This is a genomic window from Parabacteroides sp. Y3-G-102 (genome assembly GCF_023656845.1).
GTDB classification, from domain to species: Bacteria; Bacteroidota; Bacteroidia; order Bacteroidales; family Tannerellaceae; genus Parabacteroides; species Parabacteroides distasonis.
On record NZ_JAMOKU010000022.1, the window covers coordinates 17663 to 35125 of the forward strand.

The window sequence follows — 17463 nt, forward strand, 5'->3', positions numbered from 1 at the left end:
GTGCGAACAAAACTTAACCGAGGGAAGTTTTATTTACATGGGTTATTAATCTTAAATCCAACGTACTTATGAAAGTTCTTATATATATCCGAAAAGTCCTGTTTTTGTTTCTGTGCGGGGCCTTGTCTTTCTCTTACGGCTACGGTCAGGAGCTGCCGCTTCTGCCGGATACGATCAAGCCTCTCTTGTCGGACTCCAATTTGATAGATGAGTTGATCACTGTCGGATATGCTACGGGCAATCGTAGTACTTTATCCGGTTCCGTAAACCGGGTGAATGAAGGGGGGATGAATGAGGGACTGATCTCTACACCCTTGGACGCTCTTCGGGGAAGGGTGTCCGGCGTTAGTATCCCGGTTGGAGGAAATAGCGCCGCTGCCTTGGCTGCCGTCCGGGTCCGGGGTACAACTTCCTTAACGGGAGGTAATGATCCGTTGGTGATTATTGATGGGGTTTTTGCCGATCTTAATTTGCTTAGCTCGATCTATCCGGCGGATATCGAGAACTTCACGATCTTGAAAGATGCCTCTGAGACTGCTCAATATGGTTCTCGTGGTGCTTCCGGTGTTATCGAGGTAACGACAAAGAAAGGGCGGCAGGGAGCTTTTAGTATCAGTTATGATGGGAGTTTCGGTGTGGAGGCGGCTTATAAAAGTTTGGATATGTTATCGGCGAATGGTTTCCGGAAACTGGCGGAGGAACGTAATATCGGTATTTTAGATTTAGGGAATAATACGGACTTTCAGGATGAGATCACCCGGTTAGGGTTGGTGCAGAATCATCATATCGCTTTTGGGGGTGGTTCGGAGACTTCCAGTTATCGTGCCTCCTTGGGATTTGTGGAAAGGGAAGGGGTTATCCGAAATACGAACTCACGTAATTTTACGACCAAGTTGAATATTACGCAGCATGCGTTCAATGATCTTCTGGTCTTTGATTTAGGCATATTTGGTTCCTTGCTGAAAAATGCTTATTTAAATGATGTACAGAAGATGTTCTATTCCGCCGCTACTTTCAACCCGACATTTCCGAATCATAAGAATATGGAGACGGGTAGCTGGGATCAAATAACCAACGCTAGCCAGATCACGAATCCTTTGGCTTGGTTGGAGGTGAAGGATGATGATTCGAATGCTCATATAAATACGCACTTAAAACTGGTTTTTAACTTGAGTAAGCATTTAATGTTTACGGCTTTCGGTTCGTATACCTATAATGTGGTAGATAACGCCCAATACCTCCCTACTTCGGTTTGGGCACATGGGCAGGCTTATCGGGGGGAGCGGAAAACAGAATCTTTATTGGGAGATTTCATGTTGGCCTATAAAAAAGACTTTGGTTTGCATCAGCTAAATGTATTGGGATTGGCGGAAGCTCAGAAAATGATAACGAGAGGTTTTTATACGACTGCGACGAATTTCAGTACCGATCGTTTTGGTTATGATAATTTACAGGCAGGTGCGGTACGTTTATGGGAGGGGACCGGTTCTTACTATGAGGCTCCTCATCTAGCATCTTTCCTTGGACGTGTGAATTATATTTATGATGGAAAGTATATCGCTACCGTGAATGCTCGAGCGGATGCCTCCTCGAAAGTGGGGGCCAATAATAAATGGGGATTTTTCCCTTCGGCTTCTGTCGCTTGGGTGTTGACCGAAGAGGAGTTTATGGAAGGTATCTCGTGGGTAAGGAATTTAAAGATTCGTTTGGGATATGGCCTTTCCGGTAATCAAGACGCGATCGATTCTTACAATTCTTTGCGATTGATGAAGCCTAATGGGGTTGTTTCCGTAAATGGTGCGCCCACCGTTACCTTGGGTACGATCCGTAATGCGAATCCGGACTTGAAATGGGAGGTAAAACGTACGTTCAATGCCGGTATCGATGCCGGGTTTTTCGACAATCGTTTTATTCTCGCCGTAGATTATTATAATTCCAAGACGGATGATATGTTGTATTTATACGATGTAAGCGTTCCGCCTTTCGCTTATAATAAAATGTTGGCGAATCTGGGGTCGATGCGGAATAGTGGTGTGGAATTGGGTATTGGCGTCACACCCTTGCGTACGAAAGATATGGAATTGAATATAAACGTAAACGTAACTTTCCAACGGAATAAATTGCTCTCCTTGAGCGGTTACTATAAAGGGGAATATATGTCCGCCCCGGAATATACCAGCATCTCGGATTTAAATGGGGCTGGTTTCCATGGAGGGTATAATCATATCGTTTATCAAATGGTCGGACAGCCTTTGGGGGTTTTTTATTTACCGAAATGTACAGGTTTGGTTTCCGACGGGAATGGTGGCTATAAGTATGAGATTGAGGACTTGAACGGGAACGGGGTGAGTTTGGAGGATGGTGAGGATCGTTATATTGCGGGACAAGCCATGCCGAAAACACTTTTAGGCTCTAATATCAGTTTCCGATATAAACAATTCGATCTATCAGTACAGATTAACGGAGCCTTTGGGCATAAGATTTATAATGGAACATCGCTAACTTATATGAATATGGATATATTCCCGGATTATAACGTGTTGCGAGAAGCTCCATCCCTGAATATTCAAGATCAGACGGCTACGGATTATTGGTTGGAGAAAGGGGATTATATCAATTTTGATTATTTGACGTTGGGTTGGAACGTGCCTCTGGGTAATTTAAGGAAATATGTAAGAAACGTACGGCTTTCGGTTTCCGTAAATAATTTGGCGACAATTACAGGTTATTCGGGATTGACTCCGATGATAAATAGCTCTATCGTAAATAATACGTTAGGTATAGACGATAAGCGATCTTATCCGGTGGTTCGTTCCTATACGATGGGGTTGAGTTTTAATTTTTAAAAAGATGTTCGTATGAGAAAGCTTTCTATTTTATCCTATATATTTGCGGGTTTGATGTTATCGTCGTGCGATGGCTATCTGAAAGAGGACCCTCGTGATCAGCTTTATCCGGAGGATGCGTACGATACCCCGCAGAATGTCTATCTGAATACGGTTGCTTCCTTATATAATTATATCGGAGGTTATAGCGATAGCCAAGGATTGCAGGGAACGTACCGGGGTGTCTACGACTTGAATACCTTTACGACTGACGAGGCCATGCTCCCGACTCGTGGCGGCGACTGGTATGACGGTGGTTTCTGGCAAGGTCTCTTCTTGCATAAGTGGGGAACGAATAGTGACGCTATCCAAGCTACTTGGGAATATCTGTATAAAGTAATCGTATTAAGCAATCAATCTTTAGAGATATTAGGCGAGTTGCGGCAAAAAACGGATTATAACGATTTAGATCGGTATGAGGCGGAGGTTCGTGCCTTGCGTGCGATGTATTATTATTATTTAGTCGATATGTTTGGCCGTGTCCCTCTTATCGTTTCTTCTTCCATTCCGGTGAAAGACGTGCGGCAGAGTGACCGGAAAGAGGTCTTTGATTTTGTTGTAAAAGAATTACAAGAATCCCTTTTGTTATTGAGTACGGCGCATAGTAATTCGCCCGGCGATTATTATGGAAGGATTACGAGACCGGTTGTTTATTTTTTATTGGCGAAGTTGGCCTTAAACGCAGAAGTGTTTACGGATAACGACTGGACGGATGGTCTGCGTCCGAATGGACGGGAAATCTATTTTAGGGTAGGCGAGAGGAAGTTGAACGCTTGGCAAACGGTTGTGGCGTACTGTGATTCAATAACGGACTTAAACTATAGCTTATCTCCGAACTATGCGGATAATTTTTCTGTATTTAATGAATCGTCCGGAGAGAATATTTTCACGATTCCGATGGATAAGAACTTATATACGAACCAAATGCAATATCTTTTCCGCTCCCGTCACTATAATCATGCCAAAGCATATGGATTGGGGGGAGAGAACGGTTCTTGCGCTACGATAGAGGCCCTTCGGGTATTTGCGTATGGGACGGACTCGGTCGATACCCGGTTTTATGAGAATTATTACGCCGATACGATGTTTGACCTCAATGGTGATACGATTCGGTTAGATAATGGGACTCCTTTGGTGTATTTACCTCTAGAAGTTAAGTTGGATTTGTCTAGGTTGCCTGCCGAGAAAACGGCGGGTGCCCGCATGAAGAAATACGAGATCGATAAGATGGGAACGAAAGATGGAAAGCTATCGGATAATGATATCGTATTATTCCGTTATGCGGATGTCTTATTAATGAGATCGGAAGCGAAAGTTCGTAATGGAGAGAATGGGGATGAAGAGTTGAATGCCGTTCGTTTCCGTGTGGGAATGTTACCTCGTGAGGCGACATTAGAAAATATTTTGGCTGAGCGTCAACTGGAATTGGCTTGGGAAGGCTGGAGGAGGCAGGATTTGGTACGTTTTGGAAAGTTTACCCGCCCTTATACGGATCGCCCTCAATTGCCCGATGAATCGAATGGCTATACCACCGTTTTCCCAATTCCCGATAAAGTCCGTTCCTTGAATCCTAATTTGATACAGAATCCGGGATATTAGTAGATTTGGATTGTATTTATCAATTATGTAATAATTTGGAATATAGGAAGATTTTATTTTTCTTTGTGTAAAAAGTAAAACGTTTGTCTATGAGATCGCAAAAAGAGTGTATAGAATTGCTACGTGGCTATTTTCAAAATAAGGCTAAAGATTATGGCATTGTTCGTATGGCCCTTTTTGGTTCAGTCGTGCGAAATGAACAAACAGAGGAGAGTGACGTAGATATTGCTTACGAAGGGGAAGCTAATCTATTATTACGTAGCCGAATGAAACAAGAGTTAGAGTCTTTGTTTGGATGTAGAGTCGATATCATTCGTCTTCGCAAACAACTTGTTGATAGTGTATTTGGACAAAATATCGAAAATGATTTGATTTATGTTTGATAAGGTACGGATTGGCTCATTGTTAGATCGAATAGAAAATTCGATTCTCTTAATACAGAGTAAATCGGGGGAGATAAATTGTCCGGATGATTTCCTTTTGAGTCAAGATGGTATGTTCATTTTAAGTGGCATCTGTATGCAGTTGGTTTTTATTGGAGAAAGTGTCAAGACTATTGATAATAAAACTAATCATAGTTATTTAATAAAATATACAGATATACCTTGGACTGCTATTATGGGATTAAGGGATATTATAGCTCATGAGTATCATCGTATTGATGAGGAAGAGATCTTTGCGGTTGTGAATAAAGACTTAATTTCTCTTTTGAAAATAATTCGGCAAATGAAAATGGATTTAGAGACAATAAATTAAGGGTGAAAATAATATTCAATTTCTCACCCTTAATATCTATTTTACTCTATATACAATACCAATCCCTTTAAATATTCACCTTCCGGATGGTAGATATTCACCGGATGGTCTGCGGGTTGGGTTAATTGATGCAAGATACGAACGCTACGGCCGGATTGGGCGGCGGCGCTAAATACAGCTAAACGGAAGTTTTCCTTGCTGACAACCTGTGAGCAGGAGAAGGTAAACAAGATTCCTCCCGGCTTGATCTTCTCGAAAGCGATCGCGTTTAATTTGCGATACCCTTGTAAGGCGTTACGTAGTACATTCTTATGTTTAGCGAACGCAGGAGGGTCCAATATGATTAAATCATAATTACTTCCCATTTTTTCCAAATACTTAAACGCGTCTTCCGCATATGCCTCATGACGGGGATCTCCCGGGAAATTCAACTCGACATTCTTTTTCGTCAAAGAAATCGCTTTCGCCGAGCTATCTACGGAATGAACCACCTTAGCGCCTCCTCTCATCGCATAGAAAGAGAAACCGCCCGTATAACAGAACATATTCAATACGGAGCGATCTTTTGCGTAATGTTCCAATAAAGAGCGATTCTCCCGTTGATCCACGAAGAAACCTGTCTTTTGGCCTTTCTGCCAGTCTACACAGAATTTCAGTCCGTTTTCTATAGCGATATCTTCCACTTCGCCTCCGAATAAGTAACCATCTTCGCTACCTAAATTCGCTTTATAAGGTAAAGTCGCTTCCGATTTATAGTAGATGTTTTGTAAAGTATCGCCCAATACCGCTTTCAAAGCCTCCGCGATCTGATGACGGGCATAATGCATTCCTACCGAATGTGCTTGCATAACCGCCGTATGCGCATACATATCGATCACCAATCCCGGTAAGTTATCGCCTTCACCGTGAATCAGGCGGAACGTATTATTATTTTCTACCCCAGCCAGCCGCAAGGTCTTTCTGAGTTCGTAAGCGATACGGATACGTTCAACCCAAAAAGCATCGTCGATGGCGATTGGGGTGAAAGATAACACACGTACGGCGATACTGCCGATTTGGTAATGGCCGATCGCCAAAAAACGCTGGTTCGCTCCGTATACCTCTACCAAGTCACCCTCTTCCGGATCGCCTTCAACAGATTGGATCGCTCCGGAAAATACCCATGGATGGAAACGCAATAGCGATTCTTCTTTCTTAGGCTTGAGAAAAACTTTACAATACTCCATTTATGCTTGATTCAATAAATTATATATTCTTAGGCAGGCCCAAGCATCGAGGGCCGCATATTTCTTTTGTGAGTCTGTCAATACATCCGCCTCCCAATTCGTGAGGCGTTGTCCTTTTGATATCTTTTTTTGGAAAAGTATCGCATATATCTTTTGCAGGCTGGCATCCTCGATGCCGAACTGGCCTACGTAATTCTGTAAATCAAGGAAATTGGCGGGTTCTATATCCGAACGCTTCCGTATCGCCCCGAAATCATCCCGTAAAGATAACCCGATCTTTAAGGTCGAACTGCTTTTCAGGAATTTCTCCAGAGATTCCGGTATACCGATATGATTCAAGCGGAACAAGAAACAAGTATCATCCGTTGATATCTGCATCAATGAGATCTTGTAACGCTGTCCCTTCTTAAAGCTGGGACGGGTCTCCGTGTCAAAACCGACGATCGGAAAACGCAGCAAGTACTCTACGGCCTTGTCTGCCTCCTCTTTACTAAGGATCGTAATGATACGTCCCTTGAATTCCTCTACGGTAAGTTTCGCTATTTCCTCTTTAGCAATTGTATGTATAAATTGTTGTATCATTCTTCCTCTTCATTCTTTTCCAAATCCTCATCACCACTGTAACGCACAGCGTGCAACGCTTTCAAGGCATTCAATAATTGCTGTCCCCAGTATTCTTGGAAGTTCGTGCGGCACAAAGCGATAGCCTCTTGCATAACTTCCTCGTTTCCTTGACGGAATAAAGATACGAAATTTCCTGTATCTTGATAGACATCAGCCAAGTTCTCGGAAATAAATGCTGCGATAGGAGTATCGCTATACCGCATATCCGCATGAAATGTTTCCAGATAGGAATCTCGTTCGCCAAGCAAACCGGCTATCCGTGAACGAACCGACTCGTACATGTCTTCTGAAACGGAAAGCTCGAGTTCGGTTTCCTCTTCAGATTCCACTTCGGGCAACAGGCTGGCCTTTAAGTATAATAGAGGCAGGAGTTTTGTCGCCTTATCTACGAAGTCGAAAAGCCCGGTATTTCCGGCGGTCTCAACAAAGGTACAATATTCCAGTGCTACCGTAACAAATTCTAGCGTGTTGCGCTCGTATATCGGATTTTCTTCTTTTTCCATGTGCCTGTTCGTCTAATCATTCTTGATAACAATTCGCAAAAATACAACAAAAATCCGTTTTTTTCGTGATAAAGTCCCGAATATTCTTTTTAGTCGGGGATTGCTCTCCTATATATTTCCTGTTTTATTATTTTTGTGCAATTAATAGAAGGAATGTTAATGATAGACTAATGTTGGATATACTAATTAGGATAAAAAAACCGATCGAGTTATGAGTTCATGTGGAAAGAATGAGAACCCTCAAGAGATGAATCGCCGTAAATTCTTGAAGGTATTTGGGGGTGGGGCTGTCGCCTCTTCGGCGGCGCTTTACGGTTGCGCTCCCAAGAATGAGCCGGGGGCGGCTGTGGCGTTAGGTGAGGTTCCTACCGATAAAATGACCTATCGCCAACATCCTACGAATGGCGATAAGGTTTCTATTTTAGGATATGGTTGTATGCGTTGGCCCTTGAAACAAGGATCGGACGGTAAAGACCAGATTGATCAAGAAGCCGTGAATCGTTTAGTGGATTATGCGATAGAACATGGGGTGAATTACTTTGATACTTCTCCTGTTTATGTACAAGGTATGTCCGAGAAAGCGACCGGTATCGCATTGGCACGCCATCCTAGGAACTCCTATTATTTGGCCACTAAACTGTCAAACTTCCAGAACTATACGAGAGAAAACTCGTTGGCGATGTATCGGCAGTCGTTCCGTGATTTGCAAACCGATTATCTGGATTATTATTTGCTTCACTCTATCGGTGGGGGGAATGGTATCGAGCTTTTCAATGACCGCTATATAAATAATGGAATGCTTGATTTCTTGGTGAAAGAACGGGAAGCGGGACGTATCCGTAACCTAGGTTGGTCTTTTCATGGGGATGTAAAAGTGTTTGATTATGTGTTGGATATGGGCGTGAAATGGGATTTCGTTCAGATCCAGCTGAATTATCTGGACTGGAAACATGCCTCGGGACGTAACGTAAACGCTGATTATCTGTATGGCGAATTAGAGAAGCGAGGTATTCCGGCGGTTATCATGGAACCGCTATTAGGAGGTCGCTTATCGAATGTTCCGGATCATATCGTTGCTCGTTTGAAACAGCAACGGCCTGAGAATAGCGTGGCTTCATGGGCTTTTCGTTTCGCCGGCTCTCCGGATGGGGTCTTGACGGTGTTAAGCGGCATGACGTATATGGAGCATTTGCAAGATAATATCCGTACCTATTCCCCGCTTATCCCGGTAACGGACGAGGAGAAAGACTTTTTGGAAGAGACGGCTCAGCTTATGATGAAATATCCGACAATACCTTGCAATGATTGCAAATATTGTATGCCTTGTCCATATGCATTGGATATTCCGGGTATTCTCTTACATTATAATAAATGTGTGAACGAAGGAAATGTTCCGAAAAGCGCACAAGACGAAAATTACGCGAAAGCTCGTCGTGCCTTCTTAGTCGGTTATGACCGGAGTGTCCCAAAGTTGCGTCAAGCGAACCATTGTACAGGGTGTGAGCAATGTAATCCTCATTGTCCGCAGGGTATTGATATCCCCAAAGAGATGCAGCGTATCGATAAATTCGTGGAAGAGTTGAAAGTGAATGGTTAACCTTTAAACAAATGGAAAATTATGTTACGAAAAATAAGAATATTCGCCGCCACCTTTTGCTTTGTGCTGATAACCCTGTTATTTCTTGATTTCACGGGTACGATTCACGCTTGGTTCGGATGGTTGGCAAAGATACAGTTTTGGCCTGCGTTGTTGGCTTTGAATGTCGGTGTTGTGGTAGGGTTGGTAATCTTGACTCTTTTATTGGGGCGTGTATATTGCTCCGTTATCTGCCCTTTAGGGGTATTGCAAGATATCATTTCGTGGTTTGCTAGTAAACGGAAGAAATACCGCTTTTCCTATTCTCCCGCATTGAAGTGGGTGCGTTATGGAACCTTGGTTATTTTTATATTGGCTTGTATCGCTGGTATCGGTTCCTTGGTAGCGTTGATTTCGCCTTATAGCGCTTATGGGCGTATCGCTTCTAATTTATTTGCGCCAATCTATCAAGAGGGCAACAATTTATTGGCCTATTTCGCGGAACGTATGGATAGTTACGCATTCTATTCGGTGGACGTATGGGTGCGTAGTCTGGCTACGATGGGAATCGCTATTCTGAGCTTTGTCATATTAGCGATTTTAGCTTGGAGAAATGGACGTACGTATTGTAATACGATCTGTCCGGTAGGTACGGTTCTCGGTTTTTTGTCGAAGTATGCTTTACTTAAACCTCGCATTAATACAGATAAATGTAATGGTTGCGGATTATGCGCACGTAAATGCAAGGCTTCCTGTATCGATTCTAAGAATCATGCGATCGATTATAGCCGTTGCGTGACTTGTATGGACTGTTTGGATAATTGCCGTCAAGGTGCGATTTCGTATACGAGGGCACGCAAGGCTGATAAAGCTACTTCGGTAAAAGAATCCTTAACGAAGGACACTACGGATGTTTCCCGCCGTCGAGCCTTGTCAGCTACGGCATTGGTAGCCATGTCTTCCGTTTTGCATGCCCAGCAGAAAAAACTGGAGGATTATGTGGAGATGAAGAAAGACGGAGGCTTTGCGCCGATTAAAGAACGTAAAGAGCCGAATCGTTTGGCGTCATTGGTTCCTCCCGGAGCCTTGAGTATCGGGAATCTGGCCCAACATTGCACGGGGTGCCAGCTTTGTGTATCTGTCTGCGAGAATCATGTCCTGCGTCCGTCTACGGATCTGATGAGACTGATGCAGCCGGAGATGGCATTCGATAGAGGGTATTGCCGTCCGGAATGTGTGAAATGTTCGGAGGTCTGCCCGACGGGAGCGATCAAACCTATTACGAGAGAAGATAAATCTGCTATACAGATCGGTCATGCCGTATGGGTAAGAGATCTTTGTATTGTCAATACGGACGGTATGAGTTGTGGTAATTGTGAACGCCATTGCCCGACAAAATCGATCCAGATGGTGGCGAAAGATCCGGCAGATCCAAAGTCGTTAAAGATCCCGGTGATCAATACGGAAACTTGTATTGGTTGTGGTGCTTGCGAGCATCTTTGTCCATCTCGTCCTTATAGCGCGATCTATGTGGAAGGGCATGAGATGCACAGATCTATTTAATGCCGTTAAAATCTATCCCTAAAAACATGTACGTGTTTCCGAGAAAACATGTACATGTTTTTCAGAAAACACGTACGTCTTTTTTTCAAAGGTTCGTCAGACTCGATTTTTCTATGTACATTTGCGTGTTATAAAAGAATTATTGAGAAACTATTTATGGCAAAGAAGACAACAACAACGAAGCAAAATCATACAGAGCCGAGCTGGTTCGCAGCCTTGAAGACTTTTTTTACAAATGAACGGACCCGTTTCATTACAGGTTTGATTATCTCTATACTAACCATTTACGTAGGGCTTGCCTTGATTTCGTTTTTCTTTACAGGAGCCGCCGATCAAAGTAAAATAGAGAATGTTCCTTTAGGGGATTTGTTGACCAATCGAGGATCGGTAGAGAATTGGACGGGCGTACGCGGGGCGTATTTGTCTGATCTGTTGATGAATCGTTGGTTCGGTATCTCTTCTTTTATGATCCTCTTTTTCTTGGGATCGGTTGGGGCGAAACTCATGAACTTAAATAAAGTATCCTTGTTGAGGCGTTTTTTGTTTAGCGCTTCGGCGTTGATCTGGGGATCTGTGTTTTTTGCTTTTATATTTATCAAGGGATATGAGGATACGTTTATTTATCTAGGCGGTCAACACGGATATTACATCTCGGAGATGTTTATTACCAATATCGGAATCCCCGGTACGATCTTGCTTTTATTAGGCTCATTCTTAATCATCGCTATTTTTACCAGTAAGAAGACAATTCCGTTCTTGCAGCGTATGTTCTCTTTAGGTTGGGTGAAAAATCGTTTGAAACGTGAAGGCCGAGAAGATGAGGTTGAAGTGGATCAGACGGAAAAAGAGGATATTGTAATTCCTCGCTCTAAGCCTGTCGTAGAGCAACCGGATGAACAACCGGAAATGGATGATTACGAAGAGTTTGATACGGAGGCTGAATTGTTGAAGGCCGAAGCGAAAGAAAACCGTAAAACAGTACCAGAATATGAGGAGGAAGAGGTCGCTGCTGCTGATGATTTAGTCGTTACGATCGCAAAAGGTGACGATGATCCGATAAACGAAAAGACAGAGGAGATAAATACCCCGGAATTAGGGGATGAGGAGGATGCCGGATTCACGGTGGAAGTTGCCGCTGGTAATGATGAGACCTACGATGCCTCGGCCTTGGGTACGTATGATCCCCGTTTGGATCTTTCCCGTTATGTATTCCCTACCTTGGACTTGCTGAAAGCGTATGATAGTGGGAGCATGGAGATCAATCGGGACGAATTGGCGGAAAACCAACGCTTGATCAAGCAAGCCTTGGAAGATTTCAATATAAAGATCGCTTCGATCAAAGCGACAGTCGGACCTACGGTTACGCTTTATGAGATTGTACCCGAGGCGGGTGTCCGTATTTCTAAGATCAAGAACTTGGAGGATGATATCGCCTTGAGTTTATCCGCTTTGCAGATCCGTATTATCGCCCCGATGCCCGGAAAGGGAACGATCGGTATCGAGGTGCCGAATAAGAATCCTCAGACGGTATCGATGCAATCTGTTATCGCTTCACGCCGATTCATTGAGGGTAAGTATGAGTTGCCTGTGGCGATGGGTAAGACGATTACGAACGAGGTGTTCATGTTCGATCTTTGTAAGACACCGCATCTATTGGTAGCCGGTGCTACGGGACAAGGTAAGTCTGTCGGTCTAAATGCGATCATCACTTCCTTATTATATAAGAAGCATCCATCGGAGTTGAAATTCGTGATGGTAGACCCGAAAATGGTTGAGTTTAGTATCTATTCCAAGATAGAACGTCATTATCTGGCGAAACTTCCGAATGCGGAGAAGCCGATCGTTACGGAGCCAGCTGACGCTGTCGCTACATTGAACTCGTTGGTGATCGAGATGGAAGACCGGTACCGTTTACTGGTGAACGCGAATGTTCGTAATATAAAGGAATACAACGCTAAGTTTATCGAACGGCGGTTGAACCCGCAGAAGGGACATCGCTTCTTACCCTATATCGTGGCAGTGGTGGATGAGTTTGCCGACTTGATCGCAGTGGCCGGACGTGAGATCGAGTTGCCTATCTCTCGTATTGCGGCGAAGGCCCGTGCGGTAGGTATCCATATGATCTTGGCTACGCAACGCCCGGATACAAAGGTGATTACCGGTACGATCAAGAGTAACTTTCCGAGCCGTATTGCCTTTAAGGTTGCTTCTATGATCGATTCACGTACGATTCTGGATGCTCCGGGCGCTAACCGTTTGATCGGACGGGGCGATATGTTGATTGTCGTGGCGGGACAAGAGCCGGTTCGTGTGCAGTGCGCTTTCGTAGATACGCCTGAGGTTGAGGATATCGTGGATTATATCGGTGAGCAGACTGGTTTCCAAACCGCTTATTTGCTTCCGGACTATGTGCCGGAAGGTGGGGAGGCATCAACTTCGGGAGCAGTCGATTTATCAGATCGAGATCCCTTATTTGACGAGGCGGCTCGTTTGATCGTGATTCAGCAACAAGGTTCTACTTCTTTGATCCAGCGTAAATTCGCTATCGGTTATAATCGTGCCGGACGTTTGATGGATCAATTGGAGGCTGCCGGTATTGTTGGCCCGTTTGAGGGAAGTAAGGCCCGTCAAGTATTGGTGCAAGATGAGTATTCGTTGGAGCAAGTATTAAATGCTTTGAAATAAATATGAGAAGAGAACATAAAATAAGAGTGTGGCGGTGTATCGCGTTTGTCGGATTATTCTTGTGCTTCCTGTTGGGGTTAGGAGTGGGGGCGCATGCCCAGAATGCGAATGATATCTTGGGGAAGGCGGCCGCTGCTTATGAGAATTCGAACGGGATAAGCGCTTCTTTTACGATGTTTACCCGTTCTGCCGGTCAGAATGCGGGAGAGAGTTTTGAGGGAACCATCCAGATGAAAGGTGATAAGTTTACATTAGTCACGCCGGATGCGCTTACTTGGTTTAATGGTACGACGCAATGGACGTATGTGGAACGGAACGAAGAGGTGAACGTGACGAATCCTACGGGAGAGGAGTTACAATTCACGAATCCTGCTCTTTTATTAAATAGTTATAAGAAAGGATTCACGGCAACATATAAAGGCGAGAGTACGGCACCGAACGGAAAAGCCGCTTACGATGTGGAATTGACACCGAAGAAAAAAGGGGATATCGTGAAAGTGGAGTTGCAAATCGAGAAATATTCAAATTTCCCGGCTCGTATCACGGTTACTTCTAAAAACGGCGTTAGCAGTACGATCCAGATCAGCCAATTGAAAACAGGTATAAACCAACCGGATCGTTTTTTTGTTTTTAACGAAGGGGATTATCCGGACGTAGAGGTGATAGACCTTCGATAATAGAGAATTGAAAATTGATAATTAATACTTAGATACTATGAGCGATTCAGTGAATGAGAAAGTACGTTGCCTTATTATAGGCTCGGGTCCAGCAGGTTATACGGCAGCGATTTATGCTTCCCGTGCAAATTTATCTCCGGTGCTTTATGAAGGAATACAGCCGGGGGGACAATTAACAACAACTACGGAGGTGGAGAATTTCCCGGGATATCCGGACGGTATAACCGGTCCTGAGTTAATGGAAGATTTAAAAAAACAAGCCGTCCGTTTTGGTGCGGATATCCGTTTCGGCATCGCTACAGCCGCTGATTTGGGCGAGGCCCCTTATAAAATTACGATTGATGGTGAGAAAGTGATCGAGACGGAGACTTTGATTATCGCTACGGGTGCTTCCGCAAAGTATCTGGGTCTTCCGGATGAGCATAAATATGCGGGTATGGGTGTATCCGCTTGCGCTACTTGCGATGGTTTCTTCTATCGTAAAAAGACGGTAGCGGTAGTGGGTGGTGGAGATACTGCCTGTGAGGAAGCGATTTACTTGGCTGGTTTGGCGAAGCAGGTTTACTTGATCGTGCGTAAACCCTATTTGCGTGCTTCAAAAGTAATGCAAGAACGTGTCTTCAAGACTCCGAATATCACGGTACTTTTCGAACATAATACCTTAGGTTTGTATGGAGAGAATGGCGTGGAGGGTGCTCATTTGGTAAAACGTATGGGAGAGCCGGATGAGGAGAAAGTGGATATCGCCATCGATGGTTTCTTCTTGGCGATTGGTCATAAACCCAATTCGGACATCTTCAAGCCATGGGTAGATACGGATGAGGTTGGTTATATTGTGACGGTTCCGGGAACTCCCCGCACGAAAGTTCCGGGTGTATTTGCCGCCGGAGATGTCGCTGATCCCCATTATCGTCAAGCTATTACCGCTGCGGGAAGTGGTTGTAAGGCAGCTATTGAGGCCGAACGTTATTTATCAGAGATCGGAAAATAATCCGTGGGAGGAGGGTGTGCCATATCATAAATTATGACACACTGTCCTCTTGCCTTGAAATACAAGTTTACCATGAATTTAAAATCTACTCTTCTTTTGCTACTTTGCCTGATGATGGCAGGAATGGTAGCGGCAAAGGATAATACGAAAGTGATAGCCCATCGGGGGTATTGGAAAACGGAGGGCTCTGCCCAGAACTCTATCCGCTCTTTGGAACGTGCTAGCGAAATTGGTGCCTATGGCTCGGAATTCGACGTGCATCTTACAGCAGACAATGTGTTGGTTGTCTACCACGATAATGATATCCAAGGAAAACATATCCAATCTTGTACATACGATGAATTGAAAGATTTGCAATTGAGCAACGGCGAAAAGCTCCCTACTTTAGAGCAATATTTGAAACGTGCGAAGAAATTGAAGAATGTCCGGTTAATTTTAGAACTGAAAGCTCATGAGACCCCGGAACGCAACCGTGAGGCTGCTAAAGCTGTTGTAGATATGGTGAAGCGTATGAAATTAGCGAAACGTACGGATTACATATCTTTTAATATGGATGCTTGTAAAGAATTTATCCGTCTATGTCCGAAATCTGAGGTTTCTTATCTGAATGGAGAATTATCCCCGATGGAATTGAAAGAGCTTGGTTTTACAGGATTAGACTACCATTATAAAGTCTTGCAATCTCATCCGGATTGGGTGAAGGATTGTAAAGTCCTAGGCATGACTTCGAATGTCTGGACCGTAGATGACCCTAAATTAATGGAAGAGATGATCGATCTGGGAGTCGATTTTATTACGACTGATTTACCGGAAGAGACTCAAAAAATACTACATTCGCAGGCTCAATAAGGCATTATAAAGATGAGAAAGTTTTGTCTGTCGCTTATCCTGTCGCTGGCTTTACCCGTTTTTTGTCTGTTACAAGCGGTAGAGCCTCCCAAAAAGGAAATTCGTGCGGTTTGGTTGACTACGGTTTATGGTCTGGATTGGCCTCATAAACCGGCTACTACCGAGGCGGGACGAAAAGCCCAGCAACAGGCATTGCTTGATATCTTGGACCGGCTTCAAGAAGCGAATTTTAATATGGTCTTCATTCAGGCTCGCTTGAGGGGAGACGTGATTTATCGTTCGGCTATCGAACCGGCCACTAAGACATTCTCTGGTAAGTATGGGGTATTACCGGGATATGATCCGCTCGCTTTTGTCGTTGATGAATGCCATAAGCGGGGAATGGAATGCCATGCGTGGTTCGTGACTTTCCCGTTGGGAACGGAAAAAAGCGTGAAGGAGCAAGGAAAGCTTTCCGTGGTTAAAAAGAAACCAAAACTCTGCAAACGGCATAATGGAGAGTGGTATTTGGACCCCGGCGTACCGGAGACCGCTGATTATATCTTATCCTTAGTCAAGGAGATCGTGAATGGCTACGATATAGATGGCATCCATTTTGATTATATCCGCTATCCCGAAGAGGCGAAAACATTCCCGGATAAAGCGCTGTATAATAGATCCGGTAAGAAAAAGTCTCTGGCAGACTGGCGTAGGGAGAATATCAACCGGATGGTTTACCGTATTTACGATTGGGTAAAGCAAACGAAACCTTGGGTGCAGGTTAGCAGTTCGCCACTCGGGAAATATAATCGTATTGAACGGGTACCTAACGCGGGTTGGACCGCTTACGAAAGTGTCTTCCAAGACCCGAAGATATGGATGCAACAAGGTAAACAAGATATGATTGTTCCGATGATGTATTACCTGCATAAGAATTTCTTTCCTTTCGTGGATAATTGGGTGGATAATTGTAACGGGCGTTTGGTCGTACCCGGCTTGGGAGCTTATCGGATGGACAAGAGTGAGGCGGACTGGGCCGTGAATGATATAACGGACCAGATCGATTATAGCCGTTATTACGGAGGAGCCGGCTGTGCGTTCTTTCGTTGTGGAAATGTCCTGTATAATGATAAGGGACTCTATAAAGAGTTGAGAGACAATTACTATAAATATCCGGCCCAATTGCCTCCATTGACTTGGCTGAATGATTCGGTACCTGCCGCACCGGAGGGGATCAAAGTGGAACGTTTGGACGATGAGTTGCACTTAACTTGGGAGAAACCTGTGTCGGAAAAGCAGGACTTAACTTATACCGTTTATTATTCATTGACGGATTCGATCGACACGGCTTCGGCAAAATCCATATTAGCTACGAATATTTATGGCAACGAGCTTTTTCTTCCTATCGATGTAGAGTCTGAACGTGGGTATACATTTTCTGTAACGGCTTCCACCCGTTACCGGATGGAGAGTGAACCTTCTCCGGATACCTATTATTACCTGTCTAAATTTATCAAGTAAAGGGGGTATTTTGATTTCGAGTTTTTTTG

The 17463-nt window shown here is 44.1% G+C and carries 14 protein-coding genes; 11 read left to right on the plus strand and 3 right to left on the minus strand.

Features of this window, described 5'->3' with window-relative positions; all coding sequences use genetic code 11:
• Positions 1 to 68 precede the first annotated feature (68 nt).
• The 4 genes from NBH16_RS12390 (at position 69) to NBH16_RS12405 (ending at position 5240) form a co-directional block, all read left to right on the plus strand.
• The gene (locus NBH16_RS12390; protein ID WP_250788673.1) at positions 69 to 2846 is read left to right on the plus strand and encodes a SusC/RagA family TonB-linked outer membrane protein; all 2778 of its coding nucleotides are present in this window, start codon (positions 69 to 71) and stop codon (positions 2844 to 2846) included.
• Positions 2847 to 2858: 12 nt separating this feature from the next.
• Entirely contained in the window at positions 2859 to 4484 is a 1626-nt protein-coding gene (locus NBH16_RS12395; protein ID WP_250788674.1) for a RagB/SusD family nutrient uptake outer membrane protein, read from the plus strand.
• Positions 4485 to 4573: 89 nt separating this feature from the next.
• The gene (locus tag NBH16_RS12400; RefSeq protein WP_048927716.1) at positions 4574 to 4867 is read left to right on the plus strand and encodes a nucleotidyltransferase family protein; all 294 of its coding nucleotides are present in this window, start codon (positions 4574 to 4576) and stop codon (positions 4865 to 4867) included.
• On the plus strand, positions 4860 to 5240 hold the full coding sequence (locus NBH16_RS12405) for a HepT-like ribonuclease domain-containing protein (RefSeq protein WP_170104864.1): 381 nt from the start codon (positions 4860 to 4862) through the stop codon (positions 5238 to 5240). The genes NBH16_RS12400 and NBH16_RS12405 overlap by 8 nt, the downstream gene beginning before the upstream one ends.
• A gap of 41 nt (positions 5241 to 5281) precedes the next feature.
• Here the strand turns inward: NBH16_RS12405 and NBH16_RS12410 are convergent, their stop codons facing one another.
• Genes NBH16_RS12410 through NBH16_RS12420 form a run of 3 tightly spaced genes read right to left on the minus strand, consistent with a single transcriptional unit; the run spans position 5282 to position 7593 of the window.
• Positions 5282 to 6466, minus strand: coding sequence for a class I SAM-dependent rRNA methyltransferase (locus tag NBH16_RS12410; RefSeq protein ID WP_250788675.1), 1185 nt, complete (start codon positions 6464 to 6466; stop codon positions 5282 to 5284).
• Positions 6467 to 7048, minus strand: coding sequence for a 3'-5' exonuclease (locus NBH16_RS12415; RefSeq protein ID WP_005855416.1), 582 nt, complete (start codon positions 7046 to 7048; stop codon positions 6467 to 6469). It abuts the gene before it with no gap.
• Positions 7045 to 7593: a DUF5063 domain-containing protein gene (locus NBH16_RS12420; RefSeq protein WP_005865156.1), complete on the minus strand. Its 549-nt coding sequence runs from the start codon at positions 7591 to 7593 to the stop codon at positions 7045 to 7047. Before NBH16_RS12420 ends, NBH16_RS12415 begins: the two co-directional genes overlap by 4 nt.
• Positions 7594 to 7804: 211 nt before the next feature.
• On the opposite strand from NBH16_RS12420, the gene NBH16_RS12425 reads away from it, so the two are divergent.
• The 7 genes from NBH16_RS12425 (at position 7805) to NBH16_RS12455 (ending at position 17434) form a co-directional block, all read left to right on the plus strand.
• Positions 7805 to 9190, plus strand: coding sequence for an aldo/keto reductase (locus NBH16_RS12425; RefSeq protein ID WP_005865158.1), 1386 nt, complete (start codon positions 7805 to 7807; stop codon positions 9188 to 9190).
• Positions 9191 to 9211: 21 nt separating this feature from the next.
• Complete coding sequence (locus NBH16_RS12430; RefSeq protein ID WP_250788677.1) at positions 9212 to 10732, plus strand: 4Fe-4S binding protein; 1521 nt, start codon at positions 9212 to 9214, stop codon at positions 10730 to 10732.
• 156 nt (positions 10733 to 10888) lie between these two features.
• On the plus strand, positions 10889 to 13417 hold the full coding sequence (locus tag NBH16_RS12435) for an FtsK/SpoIIIE family DNA translocase (protein WP_022193092.1): 2529 nt from the start codon (positions 10889 to 10891) through the stop codon (positions 13415 to 13417).
• A 2-nt stretch (positions 13418 to 13419) separates the two neighbouring features.
• Positions 13420 to 14094, plus strand: a complete 675-nt coding sequence (gene lolA1 / locus NBH16_RS12440; protein ID WP_121772995.1) for an outer membrane lipoprotein periplasmic chaperone LolA1 — start codon at positions 13420 to 13422, stop codon at positions 14092 to 14094.
• A gap of 37 nt (positions 14095 to 14131) precedes the next feature.
• Positions 14132 to 15085, plus strand: a complete 954-nt coding sequence (trxB, locus tag NBH16_RS12445) for a thioredoxin-disulfide reductase (RefSeq protein WP_211737503.1) — start codon at positions 14132 to 14134, stop codon at positions 15083 to 15085.
• A 72-nt stretch (positions 15086 to 15157) separates the two neighbouring features.
• A complete protein-coding gene (locus NBH16_RS12450; protein WP_211737505.1) occupies positions 15158 to 15934 on the plus strand; it encodes a glycerophosphodiester phosphodiesterase family protein in 777 nt (258 codons plus the stop codon).
• Between the two features lie 12 nt (positions 15935 to 15946).
• A complete protein-coding gene (locus NBH16_RS12455; RefSeq protein ID WP_250788678.1) occupies positions 15947 to 17434 on the plus strand; it encodes a glycoside hydrolase family 10-like protein in 1488 nt (495 codons plus the stop codon).
• Positions 17435 to 17463: the final 29 nt, after the last annotated feature.

Bases quoted from the DNA above. Each gene is read 5' to 3' on its own strand.
- NBH16_RS12390 (WP_250788673.1), top strand. From the start codon at position 69: ATGAAAGTTCTTATATATATCCGAAAAGTCCTGTTTTTGTTTCTGTGC.
- NBH16_RS12395 (WP_250788674.1), top strand. From the start codon at position 2,859: ATGAGAAAGCTTTCTATTTTATCCTATATATTTGCGGGTTTGATGTTA.
- NBH16_RS12400 (WP_048927716.1), top strand. From the start codon at position 4,574: ATGAGATCGCAAAAAGAGTGTATAGAATTGCTACGTGGCTATTTTCAA.
- NBH16_RS12405 (WP_170104864.1), top strand. From the start codon at position 4,860: ATGTTTGATAAGGTACGGATTGGCTCATTGTTAGATCGAATAGAAAAT.
- NBH16_RS12410 (WP_250788675.1), bottom strand. From the start codon at position 6,466: ATGGAGTATTGTAAAGTTTTTCTCAAGCCTAAGAAAGAAGAATCGCTA.
- NBH16_RS12415 (WP_005855416.1), bottom strand. From the start codon at position 7,048: ATGATACAACAATTTATACATACAATTGCTAAAGAGGAAATAGCGAAA.
- NBH16_RS12420 (WP_005865156.1), bottom strand. From the start codon at position 7,593: ATGGAAAAAGAAGAAAATCCGATATACGAGCGCAACACGCTAGAATTT.
- NBH16_RS12425 (WP_005865158.1), top strand. From the start codon at position 7,805: ATGAGTTCATGTGGAAAGAATGAGAACCCTCAAGAGATGAATCGCCGT.
- NBH16_RS12430 (WP_250788677.1), top strand. From the start codon at position 9,212: ATGTTACGAAAAATAAGAATATTCGCCGCCACCTTTTGCTTTGTGCTG.
- NBH16_RS12435 (WP_022193092.1), top strand. From the start codon at position 10,889: ATGGCAAAGAAGACAACAACAACGAAGCAAAATCATACAGAGCCGAGC.
- lolA1 (WP_121772995.1), top strand. From the start codon at position 13,420: ATGAGAAGAGAACATAAAATAAGAGTGTGGCGGTGTATCGCGTTTGTC.
- trxB (WP_211737503.1), top strand. From the start codon at position 14,132: ATGAGCGATTCAGTGAATGAGAAAGTACGTTGCCTTATTATAGGCTCG.
- NBH16_RS12450 (WP_211737505.1), top strand. From the start codon at position 15,158: ATGAATTTAAAATCTACTCTTCTTTTGCTACTTTGCCTGATGATGGCA.
- NBH16_RS12455 (WP_250788678.1), top strand. From the start codon at position 15,947: ATGAGAAAGTTTTGTCTGTCGCTTATCCTGTCGCTGGCTTTACCCGTT.